The sequence below is a fragment of the Haloferax marinum genome (genome assembly GCF_009674625.1).
GTDB classification, from domain to species: domain Archaea; phylum Halobacteriota; class Halobacteria; order Halobacteriales; family Haloferacaceae; genus Haloferax; species Haloferax marinum.
Window position 1 is genome coordinate 2,575,383 of the sequence record NZ_WKJQ01000001.1, and the last position, 22,281, is coordinate 2,597,663.

The following is a 22,281-nucleotide window of genomic DNA, read 5'->3' on the forward strand; positions in this document are numbered from 1 at the left end:
TGGGACAAAAACCCGCCCGGCGATACGGGGTTCGTGGTCAGTCTCCGTGTCGGGTCACACAGGTCGAGAGCCCTTTCAGTTCGACCGGTTCGGAGTTGTCCGGCGAGTAGACGACCATCTGCCCTTTCTCCATGTACGGTACCTTGTCTTCGAGGTTCGGCGGGATGTTGACGCTCTTGATGGCGTCTTCGTCACCGAGGTTGAGGACGACTTTCGTGTTGACTTGCTTGAACACCGGGTCGGCGATATCCTGTGGGTCCTGCGTGATGAGGAACAGTCCGAGTCGCTCTTTTCGGCCCTGTTTGGCCGCGTCGGTGAACTTCTCGATGACTTTCTTCGCCTGTACGGTGTCGGCGTTGGTCAGGAAGTTGTGCGCCTCGTCCATCCCCAGGACCAGCGGCGTCTCTTTGATGCGTTCGCTCGACGGGTCGTTCGAGAGTTTGTCGTCGATGAGCATCGTGGAGACGGCGAGGACGAACAGTTCTTTCGCCCGACTCGACGAGAGGTGGTAGGTCGGCACGACGGTCAGGCCGCCGGGGCGGACGAGTTCGTGGTCGAGTTCCGTGATGGGGCGTGCGTCCTGGTCGAACACGCCGTTGGGAACACCCCGGACTCGACGTTTCACCGCGTCGAACGTCGCTTCGTGGACGTCACCCGATTCGTCGAGTTCCTCTTTGAGTGCTCGGTCGTCGAGGAACGTCAGGAACTCTCGGTAGGTGCCGCCGCCGCCGTAGTTGCGGAAGAATCGGTTCAGCAGTTCGAGGAGTGCAGCGTACTGGTTGTCGTTGAGACTACTGCCGGCGACCAACCACGGCATATCGCTCGCCATCGAGAAGGGGATGGTGAACTCCAACTGCTCTGCACGGTGGTTCGACCCAGGGTACGACGCGCCGCCCATCTTCGGAACGAGCGCGAGTGTGTCGTCGTGGCCACCGTGAGCGATGCCCTCGCGTTCGTAGCGCCGGGCGATGTCAGTCTCCATGTCGGGGTTGTCGTCGTGCATCTGTGCGTACTCGTCTTGCGGGTCGAACTGCACGACTGCGGCCTGAACCTCGCGCCCGTCGTCCATCTCGTAGGTTCGGTCCGACGAGAGATACTGTCGAAGGATGTTCTTCGACGCGTGCGTCTTTCCGGACCCCGTGCCACCGGCGACGAGCGTGTGTCGGAATACGAGTGGGTCTCCCTCCGTGTAGTCGTCTTTGAGTCGGTAATCGATGGTCGGCGGTTGTGCCGCGGTTCGAACTTTCTCACCACCGACAGAGAGGTGACCGAGGAAGACGCCCTCTTCTGGAATCTTCAGTCCGGTCTTGATCTGTGTCGCGTCGTCGGCCTCACCGACCGTCGCACCCGGTTTGGGGACGCGGTCGACCATCCGGCGTTTGAGTTCGCCGCCGTCAGAAAAGAGGACGGCGATAGGTTCGAGTTCGGCCATGAACTTGTAGTCGCGCTCTTCGAACTCGTCGACGGGTCTGCGCATCGCCCGGCGGGCGTGAATCTCGGTGGCGTCGTCGGCCTGGAACTCCTGGCCGTATTCGAGACCGACGATTCGGCAGAACAGCAACTCGTCGTCGGGGTAGGGAACGATGAGATACTTTCCGAGACGGACGTGTTCACGGTTTCCGGCCGTGACGAAGGCCCGGAGCGTCGTCCGTTCGTGGTCTTCTGAGACGCGGAGGCCCTGCGAGACTGCGATCGCGCCGATGCCACGTTCGGTCCCGATCGGGTCTGCGTCGTACTCGTCGAACTGGAGTCCGCGTTCGTCGCCTGTCGTCGCGCCTGCCGTGGTCGAGTTCGACCCGCTATCACCGTCTCGTCGCGGGGTCTCGTCGCTCTCGGTACTCCCCGAGGAACGTCGACCCTCGCGTTCGCCTCGGTCTGTTTCGTCGGCGTCGTCTCCGACGAAGTCGCTAAAGTCCCCCAGGTCAGTCATGTTCCAACGCTTGCAGTCAGCGAGTAAAAATCCTCACGTCGCGTCGTCGCCACGGCGACCAACTCACGTCGCCTACTCGCGGACAACTTTTCTGTGTCGCTCCCCTATGGATGTCTATGCTGTTGGTCCGCGGACACGGTGGAGGGACGGCGCTCACGGGAACGATATTCGAGCGGGGTGAAGAACCACCGACGTACCGTGGCGCGCCCAACGAAGCGGCACCGTACGTCTGGGTCTGCGACGAGTTCTATCAGGTCGAAAGCGGAGGTTCCGAAACCGAAATCGACGGGCAGTCCATCAGAGTGGCGTTCGACACGCCGATGCCCCGCGGATTCGACACGCGCGAGCAGGCGCTCGAGGCCGCGAAAGAACACATCCGTACGCAGTTCGCGCGCGTCGGCGTCTCCACCGACGACGTTCGCATCGAAGTAATCAGACCAGACGAAGAGGGGCAACCCGAAGAGACGGCGTAGGTTACTCGTCGGCGTCGGCCCAGCGGACGTTGTCGTAACTCTTCATCGGGTCCGACGAGAGTCGGTCCGAGAGTTTTCGTCTGAGTGCGGCTTTCTCACCGACGCTCACCCGCGCCAACTCGTCGGCTTTCTCGACTGCGAGTGGTGGGCCGCGAGTGGCGGCTACGTCGCGGACGACGTGGTGCATCAGGTTCTCGCGGGTCTCTGGGTCTTTCGTGAACGCGTAGGGTGCTTCGACTCGATAACAGACGTCGGTCCGCGGGTCGTACAGGACGAAGAACGTCACCGTGTACGATTCGGGGTCGAGCGAGCGGTCGATACCGAAGGCGTCGCCGTCGGCGCTCATCTGCCGGTCTGACCCACCGCGTGAGACGAACCAGTTCGTGAACGTCAGCGCTTCTGTTCGCCGGTCTTCGCGCTCCGGTCCGTCGCGTCGTTCGAGCAGGTTGACGAAGAAGGAGGCGTCGTCGACCCACGGAATGTCGCCCGACCCGTCCTCTCGGAAGTGTTGCTGGAGGGTTCGGACGATGTGTTTCGCGCCAGGGTTTTTGACGAACCCGGCGAGTGGAACGTCGCGCTCGACGAATCGCTCGACGAGACGGACGTAGTTCTCGACGATTGCCTTCGGTTTCGCCTCGCGGGCGAGGTCTTTGAGTTCCGCGTCTCGGTCGCGCCAGTTGAGGAGTTCTTTCGGATACACTGGCCCGTCGAGGATGAGGAGGTCAGAGACACGGTCGGCGTGGTAGAGTGCGTGTTCGCTCTCGGCGAGGTACAGAGAGAGCGCGTGGACGACTCCCTCGGCGTATCGATTGACTCGTGGTGCGCGAAGGATGCGCTTGCGGACGTATCCCTGGTCAGACTTCAACCACTCTCCGGTGTCGAACACCGAAAACGAGTCGCGGGTGTGGGCCGTCATGACGATCGATCGAGCGCGATGCAGGTCGAGGTCCGATGGCTCGGCCGCCATCGCGGCGTGTGCCACGTCGAGAACGAGGCCGTTTTTGAACGTCGTCGGGTTGATAGTCCCCGAGTCGAGGCCGTGGACGGTCGGAAACGGCGTGTCGGTGAGTGCGATATCGTCCACGTCGGCGGCGTTGAGTCGTTGCTCACCGAGTGGTTCGATAATCGGACGACCCCCACCGGGCGGCGAGAGCGGGTCGAGCCACGATTCCCAGACCGTCCGCGCGATGTCCTCGTAATCGGTGTCGTCGACCGAGTCGGCGATGGAACTCGCCATCGAGGCGATGTCGTCCACGTGGACGGGGTCGAGAGTCATATCTCGGCGTCGTCCCCGACGGTGAAAAATCCGCCCGTCTCCCGACGTGTCGGTCCAGCGCCTGTTCCCGGCATGCTCATGTCGGTTCGTTACCAACCAGTCGATGACGATGTCTGTCAGCGCGGTCGGGTTCGACCTCGACTACACACTCGCCGTCCCGACGAGGGACCGCGAGACAATTCTTTCGGAGGCTGCGGCGGCAGCAGGTGCACCGCCACTGTCTCGGGAGGCGTATCTCCGAGCACACCAGAATAACCTCACGGGGGAGACCCGGACGCCTATCTTCGAGTCCCTCCTCTCAGAACACGACTCACCAGTCGACCCTGAACACGTGGCGACTGCGTACCGTGAGCGCATCACGGACGCCGTCGTTCCAGTCGATGGCGTCGAAGCGATGCTCACTGGCCTCCGGACGACCTACCGTGTCGGCTTACTCACCAACGGACCGGTCGTCGCACAGGAGGACAAAATCGACAAACTCGGGTGGCGAACCCACTTCGACACGGCGCTCGTGACCGGGTCGCTCCCCGCCGGAAAACCGGACGTCCGAGCGTTCGAAGCGCTCCTCGACGGACTCGGCACGTCACCAGAAGAGACCGTCTACATCGGGGATAGTGTTCACCACGACATCGCCGGTGCGCACGACGCCGGGATGATTCCGGTGCAGGTGGTCGGACCGGACTGTGACGACCCAGACCCACGTGCAATCGCGCACATCCCCCGCGACGTGTTGCCGACGAAACTCCCCGAACTACTCGCAGACCTCTAAGCACGCAGTTCGTTTGCGTCTCGTTTTCACCGCGCCAGTCTCCGTCTCGTGTTCGTCGCTTCGGCTCCCGGCTATCTCTCACCGATTCAGACTTCGTTCTCGTCGCCTTCGTCGTCTCTCTCGAGCGCCTCGACCAGTGCACGAAAGGCAGGAAGTATCCACTTCACCTGGGCACCGTCTTCGACGAAGACGAGCGTTCGTGGAGGGCGCACTGCTTTTGGGCGGACTCGAAGGTCCTGCTCACTCGCTGCGTCGGCGGTCACGTCCGGATGTGTGAGGAACTCGACGCGCGCACGGTCTGGTTGGACGTACACCTCTGCGACTCGGTCGTCGTTGGCGGCGACGGCGTAGGCGAGTGCGCCATCGTCGGTCGGTTCCACGTCGGTGTCGGCATCGACGACCGAGAGCAGCGCGAACGTCTCTTCGTGACCGGTCAGTTCGGAAGCGAGCAGTTGTGCGATTCGCTTTCCATCGGCGAGTCTGTCGACGACCATACTCGTAGTATACTGGGGGATGGTTTCGGCGTGTCGTTTCGTCGGACGACTGTCCTCCTCGCCGGCACCTCCTCCGGTGACGATGGAGCGTCGAATCGCGCTACTCAGACAGGCCGTGTTTCGCCTTCGTGGCCGCCTCGTCCACGTCGACACCGTTTTCACGGGCAAAGAGGACCGCGGCGGCCTCTGCGGTCACGCCGAGTGTCGACTGTCGTTCGTTTATTCCGGCGACTGCGTCCTGTTTCGTGAGGCCGGCAGCGACACACGCGTCGAGAATCTGTTCGAAGGCGGACTGCTCGCGGAGCACCGACGCGTCGGGTTCGAACTCTTCGGGTATCTGTACGTCTGCGGGGTCGAACGTCGCAACGACGTCGTCGTCGTCGCGTTCGACGAGGCCGCGACCTGCGGCCAGGTCGATGAGACGCTGTGCCTGGTCGGGTGAAAACCAGTCGCGGTCGAGGGACAGGGCGACGACGAACTCGCCTTCACCGAGACGAGTTGTCCCGTGCTGGCGGAACGGAACGGCGACGGTAACGTCGAGACTCATCGGTTCGACGGCGGGTGCGAGTGACCTAAACGGTTTGTGTTGCTCGCGGCGCGACCGCATGTCGTGTGACACCCACCGACGAGAGCCGATTCGAGCGATTCAAGTAGTCACCGACGTTTTTACCCCGTATGAAGGACCAAGGACGCTCCAAGCGGAAGCGGACCGGTGGACGGCTCAAACCGGCATCGAACAAGAAGCGCTACCAGCTGGGTCGTGAACCCGCCGCCACGACGGTCGGCGAACCTCGATTCCAGGTCATCGACTCCCGCGGTAACAACGAGAAGTTCCGCACGCTCTCGACCAACGTCGCACAGGTCGCTGACGGTGCAGAGGTCACGCAGGCCGACATCGAAGGCGTCATCGACAACCCGTCGAACGTCAACTACGCACGCCGGAACATCATCACGAAGGGCTCCATCATCGACACGAGCGCCGGTCAGGCCCGCGTCACGTCCCGCCCCGGACAGGACGGTCAGGTCAACGCAGTCCTCATCGACGAGGAATAACTCTCTTTCACCGCGTCGGTTCTCGGCGCGGACCCTCCGTTCGACACTCATAGAGCAACAGCAGTCGGTGTGTGATGCAACAGCAGTCGGTGTGATTCGAGTCGGTGCACACACGCGACGAATTCCTACCCCTAGCGGGTCGGACAGTGCCGAAATAGAACAATCAGCAGAACAACCAACAGAACAATCAACAGAACAATCAGCGCAAAGATATCGGTCGAACCGCGTGAATCAGGGTGTCGGTGCGGCTTTCTGGAGTGCCGTCTCGGCGATGTTCCCACCGTAGTCGGCGCTCCGAGAGATGGAGTCGACGATGAGTCCAAGTAGTTGGGCACGGGCGGGGTCGAGGTCACGGAGTAGTTCGTCGATGCTGCGGGCGCGTTCGTCGATTGCCTGGACGGACTCTCGCGCTTCGTTCGCGAGACTGGCCGCCTCGGTGCTGTCTTCGGCGAAGAGGGCGTCCATCCCACCGTTGACGACTTTCTCGGATTCTTCGAACAGTTCTTCCATCGCTTCGATGATGTCCTCACCGACCGGTTGTTCGAAGTTCAACGAGAGGTGGGCAATCTTCGTCGCGTGGTCCGCGATGCGCTCGAGTTGGCGCGCGGCGGACTGGTAGTCGAAACACACCTCACGGGGTAAGCCGAGTTCTTCTGCCGCCTTCGGGGTGCGGAGCGTGGCGCGGAAGATACGCGAGACGACCATCCAGAGCCGGTCGACGTCGTCGTCACGTTGGATGACGTCGTGTGCGAGGTCTTCGTCCATCTCCGCGATGGCGGCGATGGCGTCTTCGAGCATCGAGAGTGCGATGAGGCGCATGCGCGTCACTGCGTTGTGAATCGAGAGTTCCGAGGAGTCGAGCAAGTCGCGGATGACGACTCGGTCACGAGTCTCTTCGAGAACTTCGAGGCCGACGAGACTCTGTGTCGCCTCACGGATGGTTCGTCGCTGGTCGGTCGTGATTCGACCACTCTCCAATGCGATGATGTCGAACCCGCTGACGTACATCGTCATGACCGCACGCGTGAGTTCGTCGCCTTCGAGGTTCGAGATGTCGAGGGTGCCTTCGGTTCGTTCCTCTTCAGACCGTGGGGTCAAGAACAACGAGTCACCCTCGGGATAGAACTCGACTTCGCTCCCGGCGGAGACGCCGTTCTCGGTCGCCCAATCTTTGGGAATAGAGACAGTGTAGGTGGAACCGCCCGTCACCTGCACCTTTCGGGTTTCGACCATACGGGCCTCTGGTGCTCAGCACACAATAAAACTGTCTATCACTATATATCAGGTGGCCAAAATACTATCTTGTCGTTGGTTGATTCGGAACAAAACGTGTTTGCGGGATAGTACCTCTGCCTCTGGAGTTTTCTCAGTATCTCCGGTGGTGGGCTCCCCGTCCGTCCTACACGTACTGTGTCATCGGTTTACGTACGATGTTCTGCCCATGGTGCTGTTTTATTCTCTCTCGGTTGGGAGGCCGCTCGTGTGAAATATCCGCATGACACACATTACAAAATGTAGCACTATATAGTTGTCATAGCAGGGTATTTACCCGTAACTCGACTCGAAATTGGTGATGACGCGTAACTCGGATGTCTTGTCCCGGCGTAAATTCCTAATTGCTTCGGGTGCGGCCGGTCTCGCTGGTCTGGCTGGCTGTACCGAGAGTAACGAAGGCGGCTCGGACGGCGGTTCTGGCGACTCCGACGACTCGGGTTCCGACGGAAGCGGAGAGCTCTCGGGAGCAATCGACATCGCGGGCTCGTCGACCGTCTTCCCCCTCGCGACGGCGATGGCCGAACGCTTCCAGAAAGAGAACACGGGAGTCAACATCAACATCCAGTCCACTGGCTCCGGTGGTGGCTTCGCGAACTACTTCTGTACCGGCCAGACGGACTTCAACAACGCGTCGCGTCCCATCAAATCCGAAGAAGAAAGCCAATGTTCCAGTGAGGACATCAACCCGGTCGAACTGAAGGTCGCGACCGACGCGCTGACGGTCATCGTCAACAACGACAACGACTTCATCGGCGAGGGCCTCACCATCGAGCAACTCGAGACCATCTTCTCTGCCGAGACGGCACCCACGACGTGGGCAGACGTCAACTCCGAGTGGCCTGACGAAGAAATCGAAATCTTTGGTCCCACTGACGCCTCCGGTACCTACGACTACTTCATCGAGGCAATCCTCGGCGAAGAAGGGCCGGACCACCGGCAAGACTACTCCGCAACCGAACAGGACCGCACCATCATCCAGGGTGTCGAAGGCTCCGAGTTCGCCATCGGCTACATGGGCTACGCCTACTACAGCGAAAACACCGACGCTGTCCAGGCGGTTGCTATCGAGAACGACGCCGGCGAGTTCGTCGCCCCGTCGCTCGACACCGCGCTCTCTGGCGAGTACAACCCGCTGTCGCGCCCGCTGTTTACCTACCCCGCCCAGGAATCGCTCGCAGAGGACCACGTCGCCGCGTTCGCACGCTACTGGATGGAGAACTCTACGAGCAAAGAAATCGTCGCCGACGAAGTCGGCTACGTCCCCCTGAGTGAAGACGAGCAGTCCGAGATGCTCGACAAACTCGATTCGGCTATCGAAGCGGCTAACTGACGCTCTACTGGAAGAATAGGCTAACGAAGTGCTTTTTCCACATCCCACAATCATACAAAGCAATGAGTACAGATGACCTCGAAACCGACCTCACGCGGAAGACCGAGAACTCACCGCGTGAGTTGCTGACGCGGTCGTTTTTCTTCTTGTGCGCGGCGTTATCCGTCGTGACGACCGTCAGCATCGTCGCACTCCTCGTCACCGAGGCGGCGAAGTTCTTCAGTATCACCGCCCCGTTGATGGGTGTGACGGGCGAAACAGCCTCTCTCGTCGACTTCCTCACGGGAACGACGTGGCAGATTCACAACCAAGAGTTCGGTGTGCTAGCGCTCGTCTCGGCCACGTTGATGATCACCATCGGGTCGGCAATCATCGCGCTCCCACTGGGTGTCGCGACGGCGATTTACCTGAGTGAGTACGCGAGCAAACAGGCTCGTTCCGTTCTCAAGCCCGCACTGGAGATTCTCGCCGGTGTCCCGACTGTCGTCTACGGGTTCTTCGCACTCATCTACATCACACCCGCGCTCGGGGTCGTCTTACCTGGCATCGGGACGTTCAACATCCTCTCGGCGAGCATCGTCGTCGGCATCATGATTATCCCCATGGTCGCGTCCATCTCGGAAGACGCGATGTCCGCCGTCCCGGACGACCTCCGACAGGCGGGCTACGGCATGGGTGCCACGAAGTTCGACGTCTCGACCGGAATCGTCGTTCCGGCCGCGCTCTCTGGCATCTTCTCGTCGTTCATCCTCGCCCTCTCGCGGGCGATTGGTGAGACGATGGCCGTCACCGTCGCGGCAGGTGCGCAAGCGAAGTTCCTCAACCCACTCGACCCCACCTCGTATCTCGAAGGTGCGCTGCCGATGACGGCGGCGATGGTCCAACTGCTCACCGGTGACATCACCGGCGGTGGCCTGGCCTACCGCAGTCTGTTCGCGATCGGTCTCGTCCTCTTCGTCATCACGCTCATCATGAACATCATCAGCGACTACGTCGCACAGAAATACCGGGAGGCGTACTGAGATGGCAACCCAAAGTGACACCATCGAAGGATTCGGTCAAGTCAGCCGCCGGGCCGGCATCATCTTCCGATACCTGCTGATGGGTGCGACGATGTTCGGCATCGTCACGCTCGCCATCCTCCTCGTCTACGTCGCAAACGACGCACTGCAACCACTCACCGCAGACCCCGGTTGGTACCTCGTCTTCTTCGCCACGCTCGTCGCACCTGCGACGCTCGTCGGCGCGTACCTCGCTCGGACGAACCTCGATGCGCTCAAACTCGGCGCACTCGTCGTCGGGACGTTGGCGGTGACACTGATGTTCAGCGGCGGTGCGGCTATTCTCTTCGTGGACATCGTCCCACCACTCGTCAGTCTCTCGTACGCTGTTGGACTCGTCGTCCCATTCGCGGCAGTCGTCCTCATGACGAAGTACGAAGACCAGATTCCGTTCACCGTGCGTGTCGCGGCGACCGGTGCCATCTTCTTCCTCTCGCTGTTCGGCATTCCGGGCTACTACCACAGCATCCCGGAGATGGTGCAGAAGATTCCGGTCGTCCCAACCGAATGGGTCATCGTCACGTTCCTCCTCGGCGGTGGTGTCTCCGTCGTCGTCGGTCTCTACTTCGCTCGCCTCCGTGAGAACACGCGGGCGGGAGTCGTCGCAGGCGTCGCGGCGCTCGCGGCGACCGGTCTGTTCGCTGTTTCGGGTCTTTTCACGGGCGTCAACCCGACGGCGCTCGCCGTCGTCACCGCGGGCGCGTTCGTCCCGACTGCGGCGTACGCCGGCGGGGCCGCACTGACCCGTGAACACGAGCGAGTTGGACTGCTCTTCGCGGCGGTCGTTATCTTCGGGGCACTCGTCGGTGCTGTCGCTGTCGACGTGCTCGGATTCGCCGGCCCACAGTCGTGGGTCGACTGGCAGTTCCTCACGAGTTCCCACAGCGGGACCGCCGAGAACGCCGGTCTCTACCCCGCTATCGGGGGCTCGATTCTGCTCATGATTACCGTCGCAGCACTGTCGTTCCCGCTCGGTGTGGGTGCGGCGGTGTACCTCGAAGAGTACGCACCGGACAACGTCTTCACCCGCTTTATCGACGTCAACATCTCGAACCTCGCTGGCGTCCCCTCTGTCGTCTACGGACTGCTCGGACTGGGTGTGTTCGTCACCTACCTCGGCCAAGCCACGGGGACAGTTCTCATCGGCGGGGCGACGCTCGCACTGCTCATCTTACCAATCGTCATCATCTCCTCTCGCGAGGCAATTCGCTCCGTTCCGAGCGACATGCGACAGGCGTCGTACGGGATGGGCGCGACCCGGTGGCAGACCGTCAAGAACGTGGTCCTTCCCGAGGCGTTCCCCGGTATCCTCACCGGGACGATTCTCGCACTGGGCCGGGCAATCGGTGAAACCGCACCGCTCATCATGATCGGCGCGCCCAACGTCCTGTTCAGCCTGCCGACCGAACTCAGCTCGAAAGTGAGCGCGATGCCACTGCAGGTGTACGCGTGGTCGAGTCTGTTCGCCAGCGAGGACTTCTACACGAAGGCGGTACCGGCGGGCGTCGTGGTGTTGCTCGCGGTTCTCCTCGCGATGAACTCGGTTGCAATCGTTCTCAGAAACAAGTTCGAAAGTGAAAGCTAATTCAGACACATGAGCCAAAAAGACAAATCAGCAGCGGTCGAAACGTCAGCTATGACCGGGACAGAGGACCCGACGAACGACGATATGCTCGTCCAGACGGACGTCAGCGATGGACTGTCGGCGTCCGCGTCGGGTGGGGCAACGAGGGCAAAGACGATAATCCGAGCAGAAGACGTCAACGTCTGGTACGGTGACGAACAGGCGCTTCAGAACATCTCGATGGAGATTCCCGAAAACAGTGTCACTGCGATGATTGGCCCATCGGGGTGTGGGAAGTCCACGTTCCTCCGGTGTATCAACCGGATGAACGACCTCATCGACGTCGCACGCGTCGAAGGGAAACTGTCGCTCCGTGGAAAGAACGTCTACGACGACGACGTCGACCCGGTCGCACTCCGTCGCCGCGTCGGGATGGTCTTCCAGAAGCCGAACCCGTTCCCGAAGAGCATCTACGAGAACGTCGTCTACGGACTGAAGATTCAGGGCATCGACGCCGACTACGACGAAGTCGTCGAGGAGTCGCTGAAGCGAGCCGCTCTCTGGGACGAAGTCAAAGACCGGCTCCACGAGTCCGGTCTCGACCTCTCCGGTGGCCAACAACAGCGTCTCTGTATCGCCCGTGCTATCGCGACCGACCCGGAAGTTCTCCTGATGGACGAACCGGCGTCTGCACTCGACCCGGTTGCCACCTCGCAAATCGAGGACCTCGTCGAAGAACTCGCCGAAGACTACACCGTCGTCATCGTCACGCACAACATGCAGCAAGCCGCACGTATCTCGGACAAGACCGCCGTGTTCCTCACGGGCGGTGAACTCGTCGAGTTCGACGACACGCAGAAAATCTTCGAGAACCCCGAGAGCGACCGGGTCGAAGATTACATCACTGGCAAGTTCGGATAATCCCCTCCCTCGGTCGCTCGCGTCGCCGCGTTGGAGTCCCGAAATTCTCCACCACTGAGACCAGCACAAGTAATTTTACCACCCCTAACTGAACATAAAATATGGCCCGCAACACATACCAAACCCGACTCACGGAACTCGAAGAGGACGTCCTCTACCTCAGCGAACTCGTCGCAGAGCGCGTTCGATTCGCGCTCGACGCGCTCGAAGACAAGGACACAGACAAAGCACAGGAAGTCATCCAGGGCGACCACGAAATCAACCAACTCTACTTGGACCTCGAAAAAGACTGTATCGACCTGCTCGCGCTCCAGCAACCCGTCGCAGGTGACCTCCGATTTATCACCGCCTCGTTCAAGATTATCACCGACCTCGAACGCATCGGTGACCTCGCGACGAACCTCGCTGGCTACGCCATCGACGCCGAAAAAGACGTCTACCCAGAGGTCGACATCCGCCGAATCGGTGACGCCGCACTCGACATGGTCGACCAGGCCATGGACGCCTACGAGAGCGAAGATTCGGACCTCTGTCGGTCGGTCGCAGAACGCGACGACAACATCGACGAGATGTGTTCGAACGCCTCGCAAACCGTCGTCCGTGACCTGATGACGGGCAGCGACTTCGAAGGAGACGGTGACCTCGAACCGGAGGAGTTCCTCGTCGACGTTCGTCGGCTCCTCTTGACGATTCGTGACCTCGAACGCATCGGTGACCACGCGGTCAACGTTGCGGCGCGGACGCTCTACATGATCGACAACGACGACTCGCTGCTCTTCTAACCCCGACACGGCCGTTCCGGGTGAGCGTTTCTCGGCCGGTATCATCACTGCTCGGCGAGAACGAAGACGGTAAAAAAGCGGTGTGACTCGCGCGAGGGCGTCCGGGTTACTGGAAGCCGAGACGGCCGTCGCGGGTGTCGGGCGAGAGTCCCTCGCGGGCCCCGCCTTTGAACTGGTCTTGTATCTGTTCGTAGTACTGCATCAGGTCCTCGGTGATGGTCGGCCGGACCGACTCCATCGCCTTGCGGAAGTGCCGCATCTCGATTTCTTTGGCATCTCCATCTTCTCTGAGTGCCTCGATGGCGGCCTCACGGCAGATGGACTCGAGGTCGGACCCGACGTAGCCGTCGGTAATCTCTGCAATCTCGCGGAGACTCACGTCGGGGGCGAGCGGACTCTCTTGGGTGTGGATGTCGAGAATCTGCTCGCGGCCTTTCTCTTCGGGTTGGCCGATGAGGACGAGACGGTCGAAGCGACCCGAACGGATGAGTGCAGGGTCTATCATGTCCGGGCGGTTCGTCGCCGCGATGACCATGACGTTCCCGGCGTCTTCGAGGCCGTCTAACTCCGTCAAGAGTTGGTTGACGACGCGCTCGGAGACGTTGTTGCCCATGTCTTGTCCGCGAGCGGGCGCGAGTGCGTCCAACTCGTCGAAGAAGATAATCGTCGGCGAGACCTGCCGCGCCTTGCGGAACGTCTGCCGAATCGCCTTCTCTGACTCACCGACCCACTTCGACAGCAGTTGCGGGCCACGAACCGAGATGAAGTTCGCGTTCGTCTCGTTGGCGACCGCTTTCGCAATCAGGGTCTTCCCGGTCCCTGGCGGGCCGTAGAGGAGGACTCCTTTTGGCGGTTCGATGCCCATCCGAACGAACTTCTCGGGCGTGGTCAACGGCCACTCGACGCTCTCTTTGACCTTCTGCTTGGGGTCTTCGAGGCCGCCGACGTCCTCCCACGTGACCTTCGGAATCTCGACGAGCACCTCGCGCATCGCCGACGGTTCCACCTCGCCGAGTGCACCGCCGAAGTCGTCGTTCTTGACGACCATCCGGTCGATGAGACTCGGTGGGATGTCCTCGCGGTCGAGGTCGATTTCGGGGAGGTAGCGCCGGAGCGCTTTCATCGCGGCCTCTTTGGTGAGCGCCTCGATGTCGGCACCGACGAACCCGTGCGTGTCGTCCGCCAGGTCGTCTAAGTTCACGTCGTCCGACAGCGGCATACCGCGGGTGTGAATCTGGAGAATCTCCTTGCGGCCTTCCTCGTCTGGGACGCCGATTTCGATCTCACGGTCGAACCGACCGGGGCGGCGAAGCGCGGGGTCCACGGAGTCGACGCGGTTCGTCGCCGCGATGACGATGACCTGACCACGTGCCTCGAGGCCGTCCATCATCGTCAGTAGTTGGGCGACGACACGGCGTTCGACTTCGCCGGTCACGTCCTCGCGCTTCGGTGCGATAGAGTCGAGTTCGTCGATGAAGATGATACTCGGTGACTCCTCTTTCGCGTCTTCGAATATCTCGCGGAGTTGTTGTTCGGACTCGCCGTAGTACTTCGAGATGATTTCGGGGCCAGCGATAGAGAAGAAACTGGCAGACGTCTCGTTGGCGACTGCGCGGGCGAGAAGTGTCTTCCCGGTGCCCGGCGGACCGTGCAGAAGCACCCCTTGCGGCGGTTCGATGCCGAGTTTCTTGAATATCTGCGGGTGCTTCATCGGCAGTTCGACCATCTCGCGGACGCGCTGAATCTCGTTGGTCAGGCCACCGATATCTTCGTAGGTGATGCCGCCGCCGGTCTTCTCGAATCCGGAGATTGGCTCCTCACGGAGTTCGACGTCGGTGTCCTCGGTGACGAGTGCGACACCGTCCGGTTTGGTCTCGACGGCGATGAGCGGAATCGCCTGTCCGGGCGACCGCATGAACGGGTGGTTCGTACTCGACATCACCGGGACGATGTCGCGTTCGACCACTGGCCGTTTGAGAATCTGCCGTTTGACCATTCCGGCCGCGTCGGACCCGAACTGGACACTCGCCTCTTCCGGCGGTGCCAACACGAGTTTGTCGGCCTTCTTCGCGTCTGCTTTGCGGATGGTCACGCGCTCGCCGATGCTCACGTCGGCGTTCTGCCGAGTGAATCCGTCGATGCGGACCGTATCCGTGTTCCAGTCTTGCCGGTCTGCCCGCCACACCTTCGCGGCGGTCGTCTTTCCTCCCTCGATCTCGATGATGTCTCCCGGCGAGAGCTTGAGATGGAGCAAGGTGTCCGGGTCAAGACGGGCGATACCGCGCCCCGAGTCGTTCGGGTACGCTTTCGCCACTTCAAGTTGGACTTCGTTCATATGATTACCTCGCGGGGATGCTGATACCTGTGGGAGGCCATCGGATAAGTCCTTCCCCGGTCTGACCGGGGCGGCGTTTCCCGCGGGTGACAGCTTAGCACACAATAGGGCGGGTGGCTACTAATCCCTACCGACTAAACTGATTTCGCCACGGCGATGGCGGGCGTTTTTACCTCTACACGCCGACCAGTAGTACCATGAGACTCCTCGCGTTCGACGGCCGGATGGGTGCGAGCGGAGACATGCTCCTCGGAGCGCTCGTTTCCGCTGGTGCTGACCCATCGGTTCTCGACCCCGTCGAAGACGCACTCGACATCGAATACCGAGTCCACGAAGTAGACAAAAACGGCATCGTCGCCACCAAAGTAGACGTCCTCGTCCCCGAGACAGACGGTGGTGACCCGCGTGGCGAAGGCCACGGCGACGACCACGGACGGGACACCGACGACGGACAGACCGCCCACGACGACGGAGACGACGGTTCCACAGGGACGAGGCGACATCGCGTGCGTGGGACGCTCTCTTCGGACGACGGCCATTCGCACTCTTCGGACGACGGCCATCACCATAGCCACGACCACTACCACTCACACGACCACTCACACGACCACTCACACGACCACGAACACACACACGCCGAGGGTCACGGCCCCCACCGAACCTACCCCGAGGTGGTCGAACTCGTCGAATCGATGTCTCTCCCGGCGGGTATCGTCGACGACGCGACTGCCATCTTCCGCGTCCTCGGAGAGGCCGAAGCCGAGGTTCACGGGACCGACCTCGAAGACACTCACTTCCACGAAGTCGGTGCCGACGACGCGATTGCCGACGTGGTCGGGACCTGCCTCCTTCTCGACGACCTCGACGTCGACCGGGTCGTGACTGCACCAATCTCTGTCGGTGGCGGTGAGACGACGATGAGCCACGGAACCTACCCGATTCCCGCACCTGCGGTTCTCAACGTAGTCGAGCGGGCAGACTGGGCCATCCGTGGCGGCCCCGTCGAGGCGGAACTGCTCACGCCGACCGGAGCGGCTATCCTCGCACACGTCGCGGAGGGTGTCGAGACACTTCCCTCTCTGTCCGTCGAGTCGTCGGGCTACGGTGCCGGTGGGTGGGACTTCCCCGACCACCCGAACGTCCTTCGGGCCATCGTCGGTGACGGCGGGTCGCGACTCGTCCGCGACGAGATTTCGGTCCTCGAGACGAACCTCGACGACGCGTCACCCGAGATACTCGGGAGTCTACAGGAGACGCTGAAAGACGCCGGCGCGCGCGACGTCTCTATCATCCCCACGACGATGAAGAAGGCCCGCCCCGGCCACCTCGTCAAAGTCGTCGTCAAACCAGAAGACGTCGAGCGCGTCGCCTACCGTCTCGCCGTCGAGACGGGGACGCTGGGAATCAGAGAACACGGTGCGGGCCACCGCTGGACTGCCCACCGCGAGTTCGAGACGGCGACCCTCGACATCGACGGCGACACCTACGAGGTGACGGTGAAAGTCGCCAGCGACGCAGACGGTGTCGTCTACGACAGAAGCGCCGAGTACGACGACGCACTCGCCGTGGCGAAAGAGACGGGAGTCGCGGTTCGTGAGGTCATGCGGCGAGCAGTGGATGCGGTCGCGACAGACGAATAAGGGACTGCTCTCACGTTGGTCGCCGAAGAGGATGGACCGACTCAGTCGGCTGTCAATCGTGGGTACGCGACTTCCCATAGATGGCCGTCCGGGTCGGCAAAGTACCCCGAGTAGCCACCCCAGAACACCTCTTGTGCCGGCTTGACGATTCGACCGCCGGCCGCCTTCGCTTCCTCGAGCACCTCCTCGACGGCCGCTTTCGTGGAGACGTTGTGCGCGAGTGTGACTCCGGAGAAATCGCCGCTAACTTCGTCCGGGACAGTCGCATCTTCGGCGAGTAACTCCCGCGGGTAGAGCGCTAACCACGTCCCTTCGAGCGTGAAAAAGGCGATATCACTGTCCGGTTCCCGGTCACGGAGCGGTAAGTCGAGGCCGTCACGATAGAACCGAATCGAGTCGTCGAGGTTCGAGACGCCGAGGGTCACGACTGTGATACGAGGGTCCATTCGACGACAGTCGCTGGGACTGGTGATAAATTCATCCGGGGCTTCACGTCCCTCACAAGTTCACGAGGGAGTACGTTTCTCACAACTCTACGAGGTCGTCCCGAACCTGCGGTGCGAGGTCAGTCCCGCGTCAGTTTTGAGGTCGGTACGAAAAGCTGAGTGACCGAATCACCCGACACTCACGGGTTGAATAGCCGGCGTGGGTTGCTGTGGTAGAAGTACCCCGCCGGGTTGTGGGTGTGGACCCACACGTGGAGCGCCCAAACCAGGAAGGATTCCCCATTCTCACCCAGGTCGACGACTTCCCAGTGTTCGTGGTTCCCGCTGTCGTGGTCCGGGTCGTCGTGTGCGAACAGGTCCGGCGGCGAGTTCGCGTACGGCCCCGCTTTCGGGACGAGGTACTCGATGGAACCGAGGACTGGTTGCCCGTCTGCTGCTTGTCCGTACGTCAGTGCCTGCGGTTTCGTGCGGTCGAGCGTCCCGACGAGGTCGAACTTTGCGTAGTGATAGCCTTGTCCGGGGTAAAACGGCGTCACCTGCACGTACCCGTCTGCCAGTGCGTTCTTCAGACTGTTGTAGCTCGCAGTGGCCGACCTGACTTCTGCGAGTTCGCTCTTGAGTCCACCTCCATGTGCGGCCACCGACCCGGAGAAACCCCCCACAGCGAGTGCCCCTACGCCGAGAGATTTCAGATATGCTCTGCGCCCAACCGCGTTCGTTTGTAATCTCATGCCTGTGGCTTCTGGAACGCGACACGGACGGTTAGGTATGAACTAGCGACCCAGTGTCTCGCGAATTGGTGTTCTGTTTACCAGAGAATTATCGTCCCTGCGGAATGTCCTTACTTGTAATCATGTCCTCTCGCAAGAAACTCCCGAACCAGCGGCACGAGGTCAGCGCCGAACTCCTCTTGGACGTCGTGGCCCACACCGTAGAGTCGGACTGTCTTGGAGTCTTCGAACAATCCCTCGAACGTCCGTAACTCGGCCGGCCTGAAGGCAGCGTCGTCCATACCCCAGACGAGTCGCGTGGGGATGTCGGCGATGTTCTCTCGGCGTTGCCAGAGCGACGAGAGCCACGCCTGTGACCCGATAATCTCACGTGGGAAGACACCCGTTCCGGTGCGCCCGGCACGGTTGGCGGCGAGATATTGCTGGCGTGCCGCCTCGGTGAACTTCGAGCGGTCTGCGAAGCCCAGTGGCATAATCACCCGCGTGAGCAGGTCGAATCGTTCACAGAGTTCGCGGCCGATTCGTCCCCCGACGAGTCGGGAGTAGCGCGCGAAGTGCGGGTCGTCGTTGACGGGCCACAGCCACGTGTTCATGACGACGAGGCCGGCGACGTTCTCAGGATGTTCGATGGCGTACGAGAGACCGATTGGTCCGCCCCAGTCCTGAACGACGAGGACGACGTCTTCGAGTCCGAGTTCGTCGACGAACTCCTCGACGACGCTGGCGTGGTCTTCGGGTCGGTACGAGAAGTCGGGTGGGCGCTCAGAGAGACCGAATCCGAGATAGTCGATGGCGAGACAACGGTATTCGTCGCGGAGGCCACGAATCAAGTGGCGGTAGATAAACGACCACGTCGGGTTCCCGTGGAGCATCAAGAGCGTCGCCTTCCCACCGTCGTCGGGTCCTTCGTCGACGTAGTGGACTGCACCGGCGGAGAGACCGAGACATTTCGATTCGAACGGATACGCGGTTCGGTCGACCCATCCCGTGTTGGTGTGTGCCATCGAGATAGCGCCGTCTATCGTGGCCGGACTGATGGAAGTCATGGACGAACTACGCGCGCAATCGGCATAAAATACGAACAGGTCGAGACTCCCGTTTCGGCCGTTTCGGGTGCTAAGCGAACGATTAACGCCTGTTTCGACTGTGGCGCGGGAACCGTATATGGTCGATATAGTGCTATCGCTGGTGGTCGTCGCTAGGTCTGTCGCGTCCGGTGTTCGTCCAGTGCCTCGTCGATACTCAGTTCCCCGCCGGCGACCCGGCGAGCGAGTTCGTCGTCGATAGCTCGGTTATCGTCCGAGACCTCGCGCGAGCGAGATTTGATGCGCTGGAGTTCGCCTTCGGTCGGTTCTATCTCTCGGGACTCGATTCGCTCACCTTTCATCCGGGCGATGTTGACTGCGGCGAGAACGTCTCCCATCCCGCGAGCGCCAGAGCCGAGATACGGTGTCGTCCCTGTCTCGTCTACGAGTTCGACCGGAATATCGTCGAGTTCGTTTATCAGTTTCGCGCCCTGCAGGCGTGCGCCATCTCCGATTCGGACCACTGGGTCGACGGCGTCACGGGTCTCGCGTCGGATGACGTCGACCGCATTCGCCAGCGGCACGTGGAACGCGGCGACGACCGTCGTCCCAGAGAGAATCGCGATGCCCGGCCTCGTTCCGGGGTCGACGCCGACGACCGTCCGTCCGCCGCCGCCACGAAGCGTTGCGAGTGCTTCGTCCACGGCGCGACGCGCTTCGTCGCCAGTTGCCGTCACCCGCGAGACAGCGGCGTCTCTCTCGACGTCGTCGTCCTGCCCGGTGATGAGGACACGTGCCTGTTCGGGGAGTGGGTCACCCGGTTCGATGGTCGTGAAGGTGACACCTCGACTCCGTAATTCTGCCACGGCTTCGTGGTAGAGTTCGAAATCCGTGGTCGCGACGACTATCACGAGTGGGGGTTGGCGACGGTGACGAATAAAGCGTGTTGCGTCGGTCGGGACACTGCTGTGGGGTGGACCGAGGACTTTTTCGGTCGGTGGCGCACACTTCCGTCCGTGACAGACCCAGTCTCCACCGGATGTGCCTCGCTCGACGACCTGCTCGACGGTGGGTTCGAACGCGGTACCGTCACGCAGGTGTACGGACCGCCCGCTGCCGGCAAGACGAACGTCGCGCTCTCTGCGGCCGTCCACGTCGCCGCCGCAGGCGGTACCGTCGTCTACATCGACACAGAAGGGTTGTCGGTCGACCGCTTCCAGCAACTCGCGGAAGCCGTCGCCCCCGCCGACGTGGAGACTGTGACCTCGCGGTTGATGATTAGCGAGGCGTACGACTTCGAAGACCAAGAAGAGGCCGTCCGCGACGCTGCCGAGTTCGTCGACCGCGCCGATTTGATCGTCCTCGACTCCGCGACTGGCTTCTACCGACTCGAACGAACCGCCGAAGGAGACGGCGGTGAGTCGCTCCGCCGTGTCGCCCGGCAGGTGACACACCTCCTGTCGCTGGCGCGGAAACACGACCTCGCCGTCCTCCTCACGAATCAGGTCTACTCCGACCCCGAGAGCGACCGGACGCGCGCACTCGGCGGCCACACACTCGAACACTGGACCGGCACCGTCGTCCGACTCGACCGGTTCCGCGGTGGCAATCGCCGAGCGACGCTCGAAAAACACCGCGCGAAACCTGCCGGTGAGACGGCGACGTTCAAGATAACGGACCGCGGGCTCGCCGGCACGGACTTATAAAAGAGGTCGACGGGGCCGAACGCGGTCGGCCCGGTGTGGTTCAGGGTCTATTCGAACGGTTGTGAACGTGGTGTCCGATTACAGTTCGTTCAGTTTTCGCAGTAGTTGGCCGCGGTAGCGTTCGTCGGCTTCGAAGCCTTTCACCTCGAGCACGTTGCGTTCGAGTTTGTCGAGTGCGACGTGGAACGCGTGTTCCGAACCGTAGCCTTCGCCACTTCCGGCCAGTTGGCCGTGACTCGTGCGGAGGCGAATCTGGCACTGGATGAGCGGCGTTCCGCGGAGTTTCTCTTTGTGTTCGTGGAAGCGGACGTGGGCGTGAAGGACGCTCATCCGCTGGTATTTGTCCGCCACCTCGGTGATGGCCGAGATGATGTCCTGGCGACTCAGCGTCTCCAAGAGACCGATGTTCGTGACCTGCACGTCCATCCGCTCTTCTTCCGTGTAGGTGAGCGCGCGGAGCACGTCGGTCTTCGTCAGCACGCCGAGCACCTCACCATCGTCGTCTTCGGGGGTGACGACGAGACCAGCGATATCGTTTTCGAGCATCCGAGCGACTGCGTCGCGGACGGTCTCTCCGGGCGACGCCGTGAGCGCCGGACTGGTCATCAGGTCGTAGACCGGCAGGTCTAACATCCGGTCGGTGTCTCCGCGGCGGTCCTGTTTGCCCTGGCGGCCCTCGTCGCGAACCATGAACTCGACGAGGTCGTAGGTGGTGAGAACACCCGCGAGCCGGCTGTCCGTGTCGACGACCGGGAGGCGCGAGATGCCGTGTTCACGGAGTTTGTTGATAGCCTGTCCGAGGTGGTCACGCTCGCCGATGGTGACCACGTCGTCGGTGTAGATTTGTTCGACAGTCAGTGCGTCGAGATTTTCGAGGACGGCTTCGAGGATGCCGTTCTGGGTGACGACACCGTACTGTTGTTCGCCCTCGTAGACGGGGGCGACTTTCGTATCTCCCTCGACGAGCATCCGCGCGACTTCACGCACGTTCTCGTGTCGGTCGATTTTGGGGACCGCCTTCGTCAGTGCGGCCGCCTTGGTGTTGTCTTCGACGTGCGAGTTGATGAGTTGCTTCTCACCGATGACGCCCGCGTACTCGCCGTCTTCCATGACGATAATGGCTTTAGGGTTTTCCCGCTCGAAGATGGAGCGGACTTTGCCTAATCGCTCGTTAACGTCGACCTCGATGAAATCAGGAGTGGCGATATCAGCAATATCCATAATACATCCTGATATACAACGCGTCCTATCTTGAAACTTCGTCCCGTTTCCAGTGGTCAAGAAGCACCGAAATCGCAAGGCGACGGTGACCAGCAACGGCCGTATTCCGACGAATGACGGCCTGTGTTGGTGTTTAGCACACATATGGCAATTGATAACATGGCGCTACAGAGACATCACGCCGGCCACCGTTCGAATCGCTGCGCGCGGTTTTCCCCGAATCACAGCGGATTTCGGTCCGGACACCGA

At 61.5% G+C, this 22,281-nt stretch carries 21 protein-coding genes; 10 read left to right on the forward strand and 11 right to left on the reverse strand.

Features of this window, described 5'->3' with window-relative positions; genetic code table 11:
* Positions 1-37: 37 nt before the first annotated feature.
* Positions 38-1,930, reverse strand: a complete 1,893-nt coding sequence (locus GJR99_RS12975) for an ATP-binding protein (protein ID WP_151112819.1) — start codon at positions 1,928-1,930, stop codon at positions 38-40.
* 116 nt (positions 1,931-2,046) lie between these two features.
* Between GJR99_RS12975 and GJR99_RS12980 the strand changes: the two genes are divergently transcribed.
* Positions 2,047-2,403, forward strand: a complete 357-nt coding sequence (locus GJR99_RS12980; protein ID WP_151112821.1) for a DUF7113 family protein — start codon at positions 2,047-2,049, stop codon at positions 2,401-2,403.
* Position 2,404: 1 nt separating this feature from the next.
* On the opposite strand, the gene GJR99_RS12985 is transcribed toward GJR99_RS12980, so the two are convergent.
* Positions 2,405-3,679, reverse strand: coding sequence for a DNA double-strand break repair nuclease NurA (locus tag GJR99_RS12985; RefSeq protein ID WP_151112823.1), 1,275 nt, complete (start codon positions 3,677-3,679; stop codon positions 2,405-2,407).
* Between the two features lie 109 nt (positions 3,680-3,788).
* On the opposite strand from GJR99_RS12985, the gene GJR99_RS12990 reads away from it, so the two are divergent.
* Complete coding sequence (locus GJR99_RS12990) at positions 3,789-4,448, forward strand: HAD family hydrolase (RefSeq protein WP_151112825.1); 660 nt, start codon at positions 3,789-3,791, stop codon at positions 4,446-4,448.
* 86 nt (positions 4,449-4,534) lie between these two features.
* Here GJR99_RS12990 and GJR99_RS12995 read toward each other — a convergent pair whose 3' ends face one another.
* Together GJR99_RS12995 and GJR99_RS13000 are read right to left on the reverse strand one after the other, a co-directional pair.
* Positions 4,535-4,942 (reverse strand): hypothetical protein, encoded by a 408-nt coding sequence (locus tag GJR99_RS12995; RefSeq protein WP_151112827.1) that lies wholly within the window; start codon positions 4,940-4,942, stop codon positions 4,535-4,537.
* A gap of 100 nt (positions 4,943-5,042) precedes the next feature.
* The gene (locus GJR99_RS13000) at positions 5,043-5,489 is read right to left on the reverse strand and encodes a DUF2240 family protein (protein WP_151112829.1); all 447 of its coding nucleotides are present in this window, start codon (positions 5,487-5,489) and stop codon (positions 5,043-5,045) included.
* Between the two features lie 128 nt (positions 5,490-5,617).
* Here GJR99_RS13000 and GJR99_RS13005 point away from each other — a divergent pair, with 128 nt between their 5' ends.
* A complete protein-coding gene (locus GJR99_RS13005; protein WP_151112831.1) occupies positions 5,618-5,995 on the forward strand; it encodes a 30S ribosomal protein S8e in 378 nt (125 codons plus the stop codon).
* 231 nt (positions 5,996-6,226) lie between these two features.
* Here GJR99_RS13005 and GJR99_RS13010 read toward each other — a convergent pair whose 3' ends face one another.
* A complete protein-coding gene (locus tag GJR99_RS13010; protein WP_151112833.1) occupies positions 6,227-7,228 on the reverse strand; it encodes a phosphate uptake regulator PhoU in 1,002 nt (333 codons plus the stop codon).
* A 340-nt stretch (positions 7,229-7,568) separates the two neighbouring features.
* On the opposite strand from GJR99_RS13010, the gene GJR99_RS13015 reads away from it, so the two are divergent.
* From GJR99_RS13015 to phoU, 5 genes are all read left to right on the forward strand, one after another.
* Complete coding sequence (locus GJR99_RS13015) at positions 7,569-8,600, forward strand: PstS family phosphate ABC transporter substrate-binding protein (protein WP_151112835.1); 1,032 nt, start codon at positions 7,569-7,571, stop codon at positions 8,598-8,600.
* Positions 8,601-8,662: 62 nt separating this feature from the next.
* Positions 8,663-9,622, forward strand: coding sequence for a phosphate ABC transporter permease subunit PstC (gene pstC / locus GJR99_RS13020; RefSeq protein ID WP_151112837.1), 960 nt, complete (start codon positions 8,663-8,665; stop codon positions 9,620-9,622).
* A 1-nt stretch (position 9,623) separates the two neighbouring features.
* A complete protein-coding gene (pstA, locus tag GJR99_RS13025; protein ID WP_151112839.1) occupies positions 9,624-11,246 on the forward strand; it encodes a phosphate ABC transporter permease PstA in 1,623 nt (540 codons plus the stop codon).
* Positions 11,247-11,297: 51 nt separating this feature from the next.
* Positions 11,298-12,146, forward strand: a complete 849-nt coding sequence (gene pstB / locus GJR99_RS13030) for a phosphate ABC transporter ATP-binding protein PstB (RefSeq protein ID WP_151112841.1) — start codon at positions 11,298-11,300, stop codon at positions 12,144-12,146.
* A 101-nt stretch (positions 12,147-12,247) separates the two neighbouring features.
* Complete coding sequence (phoU, locus tag GJR99_RS13035; protein WP_151112843.1) at positions 12,248-12,928, forward strand: phosphate signaling complex protein PhoU; 681 nt, start codon at positions 12,248-12,250, stop codon at positions 12,926-12,928.
* 106 nt (positions 12,929-13,034) lie between these two features.
* On the opposite strand, the gene GJR99_RS13040 is transcribed toward phoU, so the two are convergent.
* Positions 13,035-15,263, reverse strand: coding sequence for a CDC48 family AAA ATPase (locus GJR99_RS13040; protein ID WP_151112845.1), 2,229 nt, complete (start codon positions 15,261-15,263; stop codon positions 13,035-13,037).
* A gap of 197 nt (positions 15,264-15,460) precedes the next feature.
* Here GJR99_RS13040 and larC point away from each other — a divergent pair, with 197 nt between their 5' ends.
* Positions 15,461-16,903, forward strand: a complete 1,443-nt coding sequence (larC, locus tag GJR99_RS13045; RefSeq protein WP_151112847.1) for a nickel pincer cofactor biosynthesis protein LarC — start codon at positions 15,461-15,463, stop codon at positions 16,901-16,903.
* A 41-nt stretch (positions 16,904-16,944) separates the two neighbouring features.
* Here larC and GJR99_RS13050 read toward each other — a convergent pair whose 3' ends face one another.
* From GJR99_RS13050 to GJR99_RS13065, 4 genes are all read right to left on the reverse strand, one after another.
* The gene (locus GJR99_RS13050) at positions 16,945-17,349 is read right to left on the reverse strand and encodes a VOC family protein (protein WP_151112848.1); all 405 of its coding nucleotides are present in this window, start codon (positions 17,347-17,349) and stop codon (positions 16,945-16,947) included.
* A gap of 179 nt (positions 17,350-17,528) precedes the next feature.
* The gene (locus tag GJR99_RS13055) at positions 17,529-17,990 is read right to left on the reverse strand and encodes a hypothetical protein (protein ID WP_225317640.1); all 462 of its coding nucleotides are present in this window, start codon (positions 17,988-17,990) and stop codon (positions 17,529-17,531) included.
* Positions 17,991-18,190: 200 nt separating this feature from the next.
* Entirely contained in the window at positions 18,191-19,126 is a 936-nt protein-coding gene (locus tag GJR99_RS13060; RefSeq protein ID WP_151112850.1) for an alpha/beta fold hydrolase, read from the reverse strand.
* Positions 19,127-19,278: 152 nt separating this feature from the next.
* Complete coding sequence (locus GJR99_RS13065) at positions 19,279-20,016, reverse strand: hypothetical protein (protein WP_151112851.1); 738 nt, start codon at positions 20,014-20,016, stop codon at positions 19,279-19,281.
* A 105-nt stretch (positions 20,017-20,121) separates the two neighbouring features.
* Between GJR99_RS13065 and radB the strand changes: the two genes are divergently transcribed.
* Positions 20,122-20,811 carry a DNA repair and recombination protein RadB gene (gene radB / locus GJR99_RS13070; protein ID WP_151112852.1) on the forward strand — a complete coding sequence of 230 codons (690 nt, stop codon included), beginning with the start codon at positions 20,122-20,124 and terminating at the stop codon, positions 20,809-20,811.
* A gap of 78 nt (positions 20,812-20,889) precedes the next feature.
* On the opposite strand, the gene GJR99_RS13075 is transcribed toward radB, so the two are convergent.
* The gene (locus GJR99_RS13075; protein WP_151112854.1) at positions 20,890-22,032 is read right to left on the reverse strand and encodes a CBS domain-containing protein; all 1,143 of its coding nucleotides are present in this window, start codon (positions 22,030-22,032) and stop codon (positions 20,890-20,892) included.
* Positions 22,033-22,281 lie beyond the last annotated feature (249 nt).

Coding starts and splice junctions, on each gene's coding strand:
- GJR99_RS12975 (WP_151112819.1), bottom strand. CDS start 1,930: ATGACTGACCTGGGGGACTTTAGCGACTTCGTCGGAGACGACGCCGAC.
- GJR99_RS12980 (WP_151112821.1), top strand. CDS start 2,047: ATGCTGTTGGTCCGCGGACACGGTGGAGGGACGGCGCTCACGGGAACG.
- GJR99_RS12985 (WP_151112823.1), bottom strand. CDS start 3,679: ATGACTCTCGACCCCGTCCACGTGGACGACATCGCCTCGATGGCGAGT.
- GJR99_RS12990 (WP_151112825.1), top strand. CDS start 3,789: ATGTCTGTCAGCGCGGTCGGGTTCGACCTCGACTACACACTCGCCGTC.
- GJR99_RS12995 (WP_151112827.1), bottom strand. CDS start 4,942: ATGGTCGTCGACAGACTCGCCGATGGAAAGCGAATCGCACAACTGCTC.
- GJR99_RS13000 (WP_151112829.1), bottom strand. CDS start 5,489: ATGAGTCTCGACGTTACCGTCGCCGTTCCGTTCCGCCAGCACGGGACA.
- GJR99_RS13005 (WP_151112831.1), top strand. CDS start 5,618: ATGAAGGACCAAGGACGCTCCAAGCGGAAGCGGACCGGTGGACGGCTC.
- GJR99_RS13010 (WP_151112833.1), bottom strand. CDS start 7,228: ATGGTCGAAACCCGAAAGGTGCAGGTGACGGGCGGTTCCACCTACACT.
- GJR99_RS13015 (WP_151112835.1), top strand. CDS start 7,569: ATGACGCGTAACTCGGATGTCTTGTCCCGGCGTAAATTCCTAATTGCT.
- pstC (WP_151112837.1), top strand. CDS start 8,663: ATGAGTACAGATGACCTCGAAACCGACCTCACGCGGAAGACCGAGAAC.
- pstA (WP_151112839.1), top strand. CDS start 9,624: ATGGCAACCCAAAGTGACACCATCGAAGGATTCGGTCAAGTCAGCCGC.
- pstB (WP_151112841.1), top strand. CDS start 11,298: ATGACCGGGACAGAGGACCCGACGAACGACGATATGCTCGTCCAGACG.
- phoU (WP_151112843.1), top strand. CDS start 12,248: ATGGCCCGCAACACATACCAAACCCGACTCACGGAACTCGAAGAGGAC.
- GJR99_RS13040 (WP_151112845.1), bottom strand. CDS start 15,263: ATGAACGAAGTCCAACTTGAAGTGGCGAAAGCGTACCCGAACGACTCG.
- larC (WP_151112847.1), top strand. CDS start 15,461: ATGAGACTCCTCGCGTTCGACGGCCGGATGGGTGCGAGCGGAGACATG.
- GJR99_RS13050 (WP_151112848.1), bottom strand. CDS start 17,349: ATGGACCCTCGTATCACAGTCGTGACCCTCGGCGTCTCGAACCTCGAC.
- GJR99_RS13060 (WP_151112850.1), bottom strand. CDS start 19,126: ATGACTTCCATCAGTCCGGCCACGATAGACGGCGCTATCTCGATGGCA.
- GJR99_RS13075 (WP_151112854.1), bottom strand. CDS start 22,032: ATGGATATTGCTGATATCGCCACTCCTGATTTCATCGAGGTCGACGTT.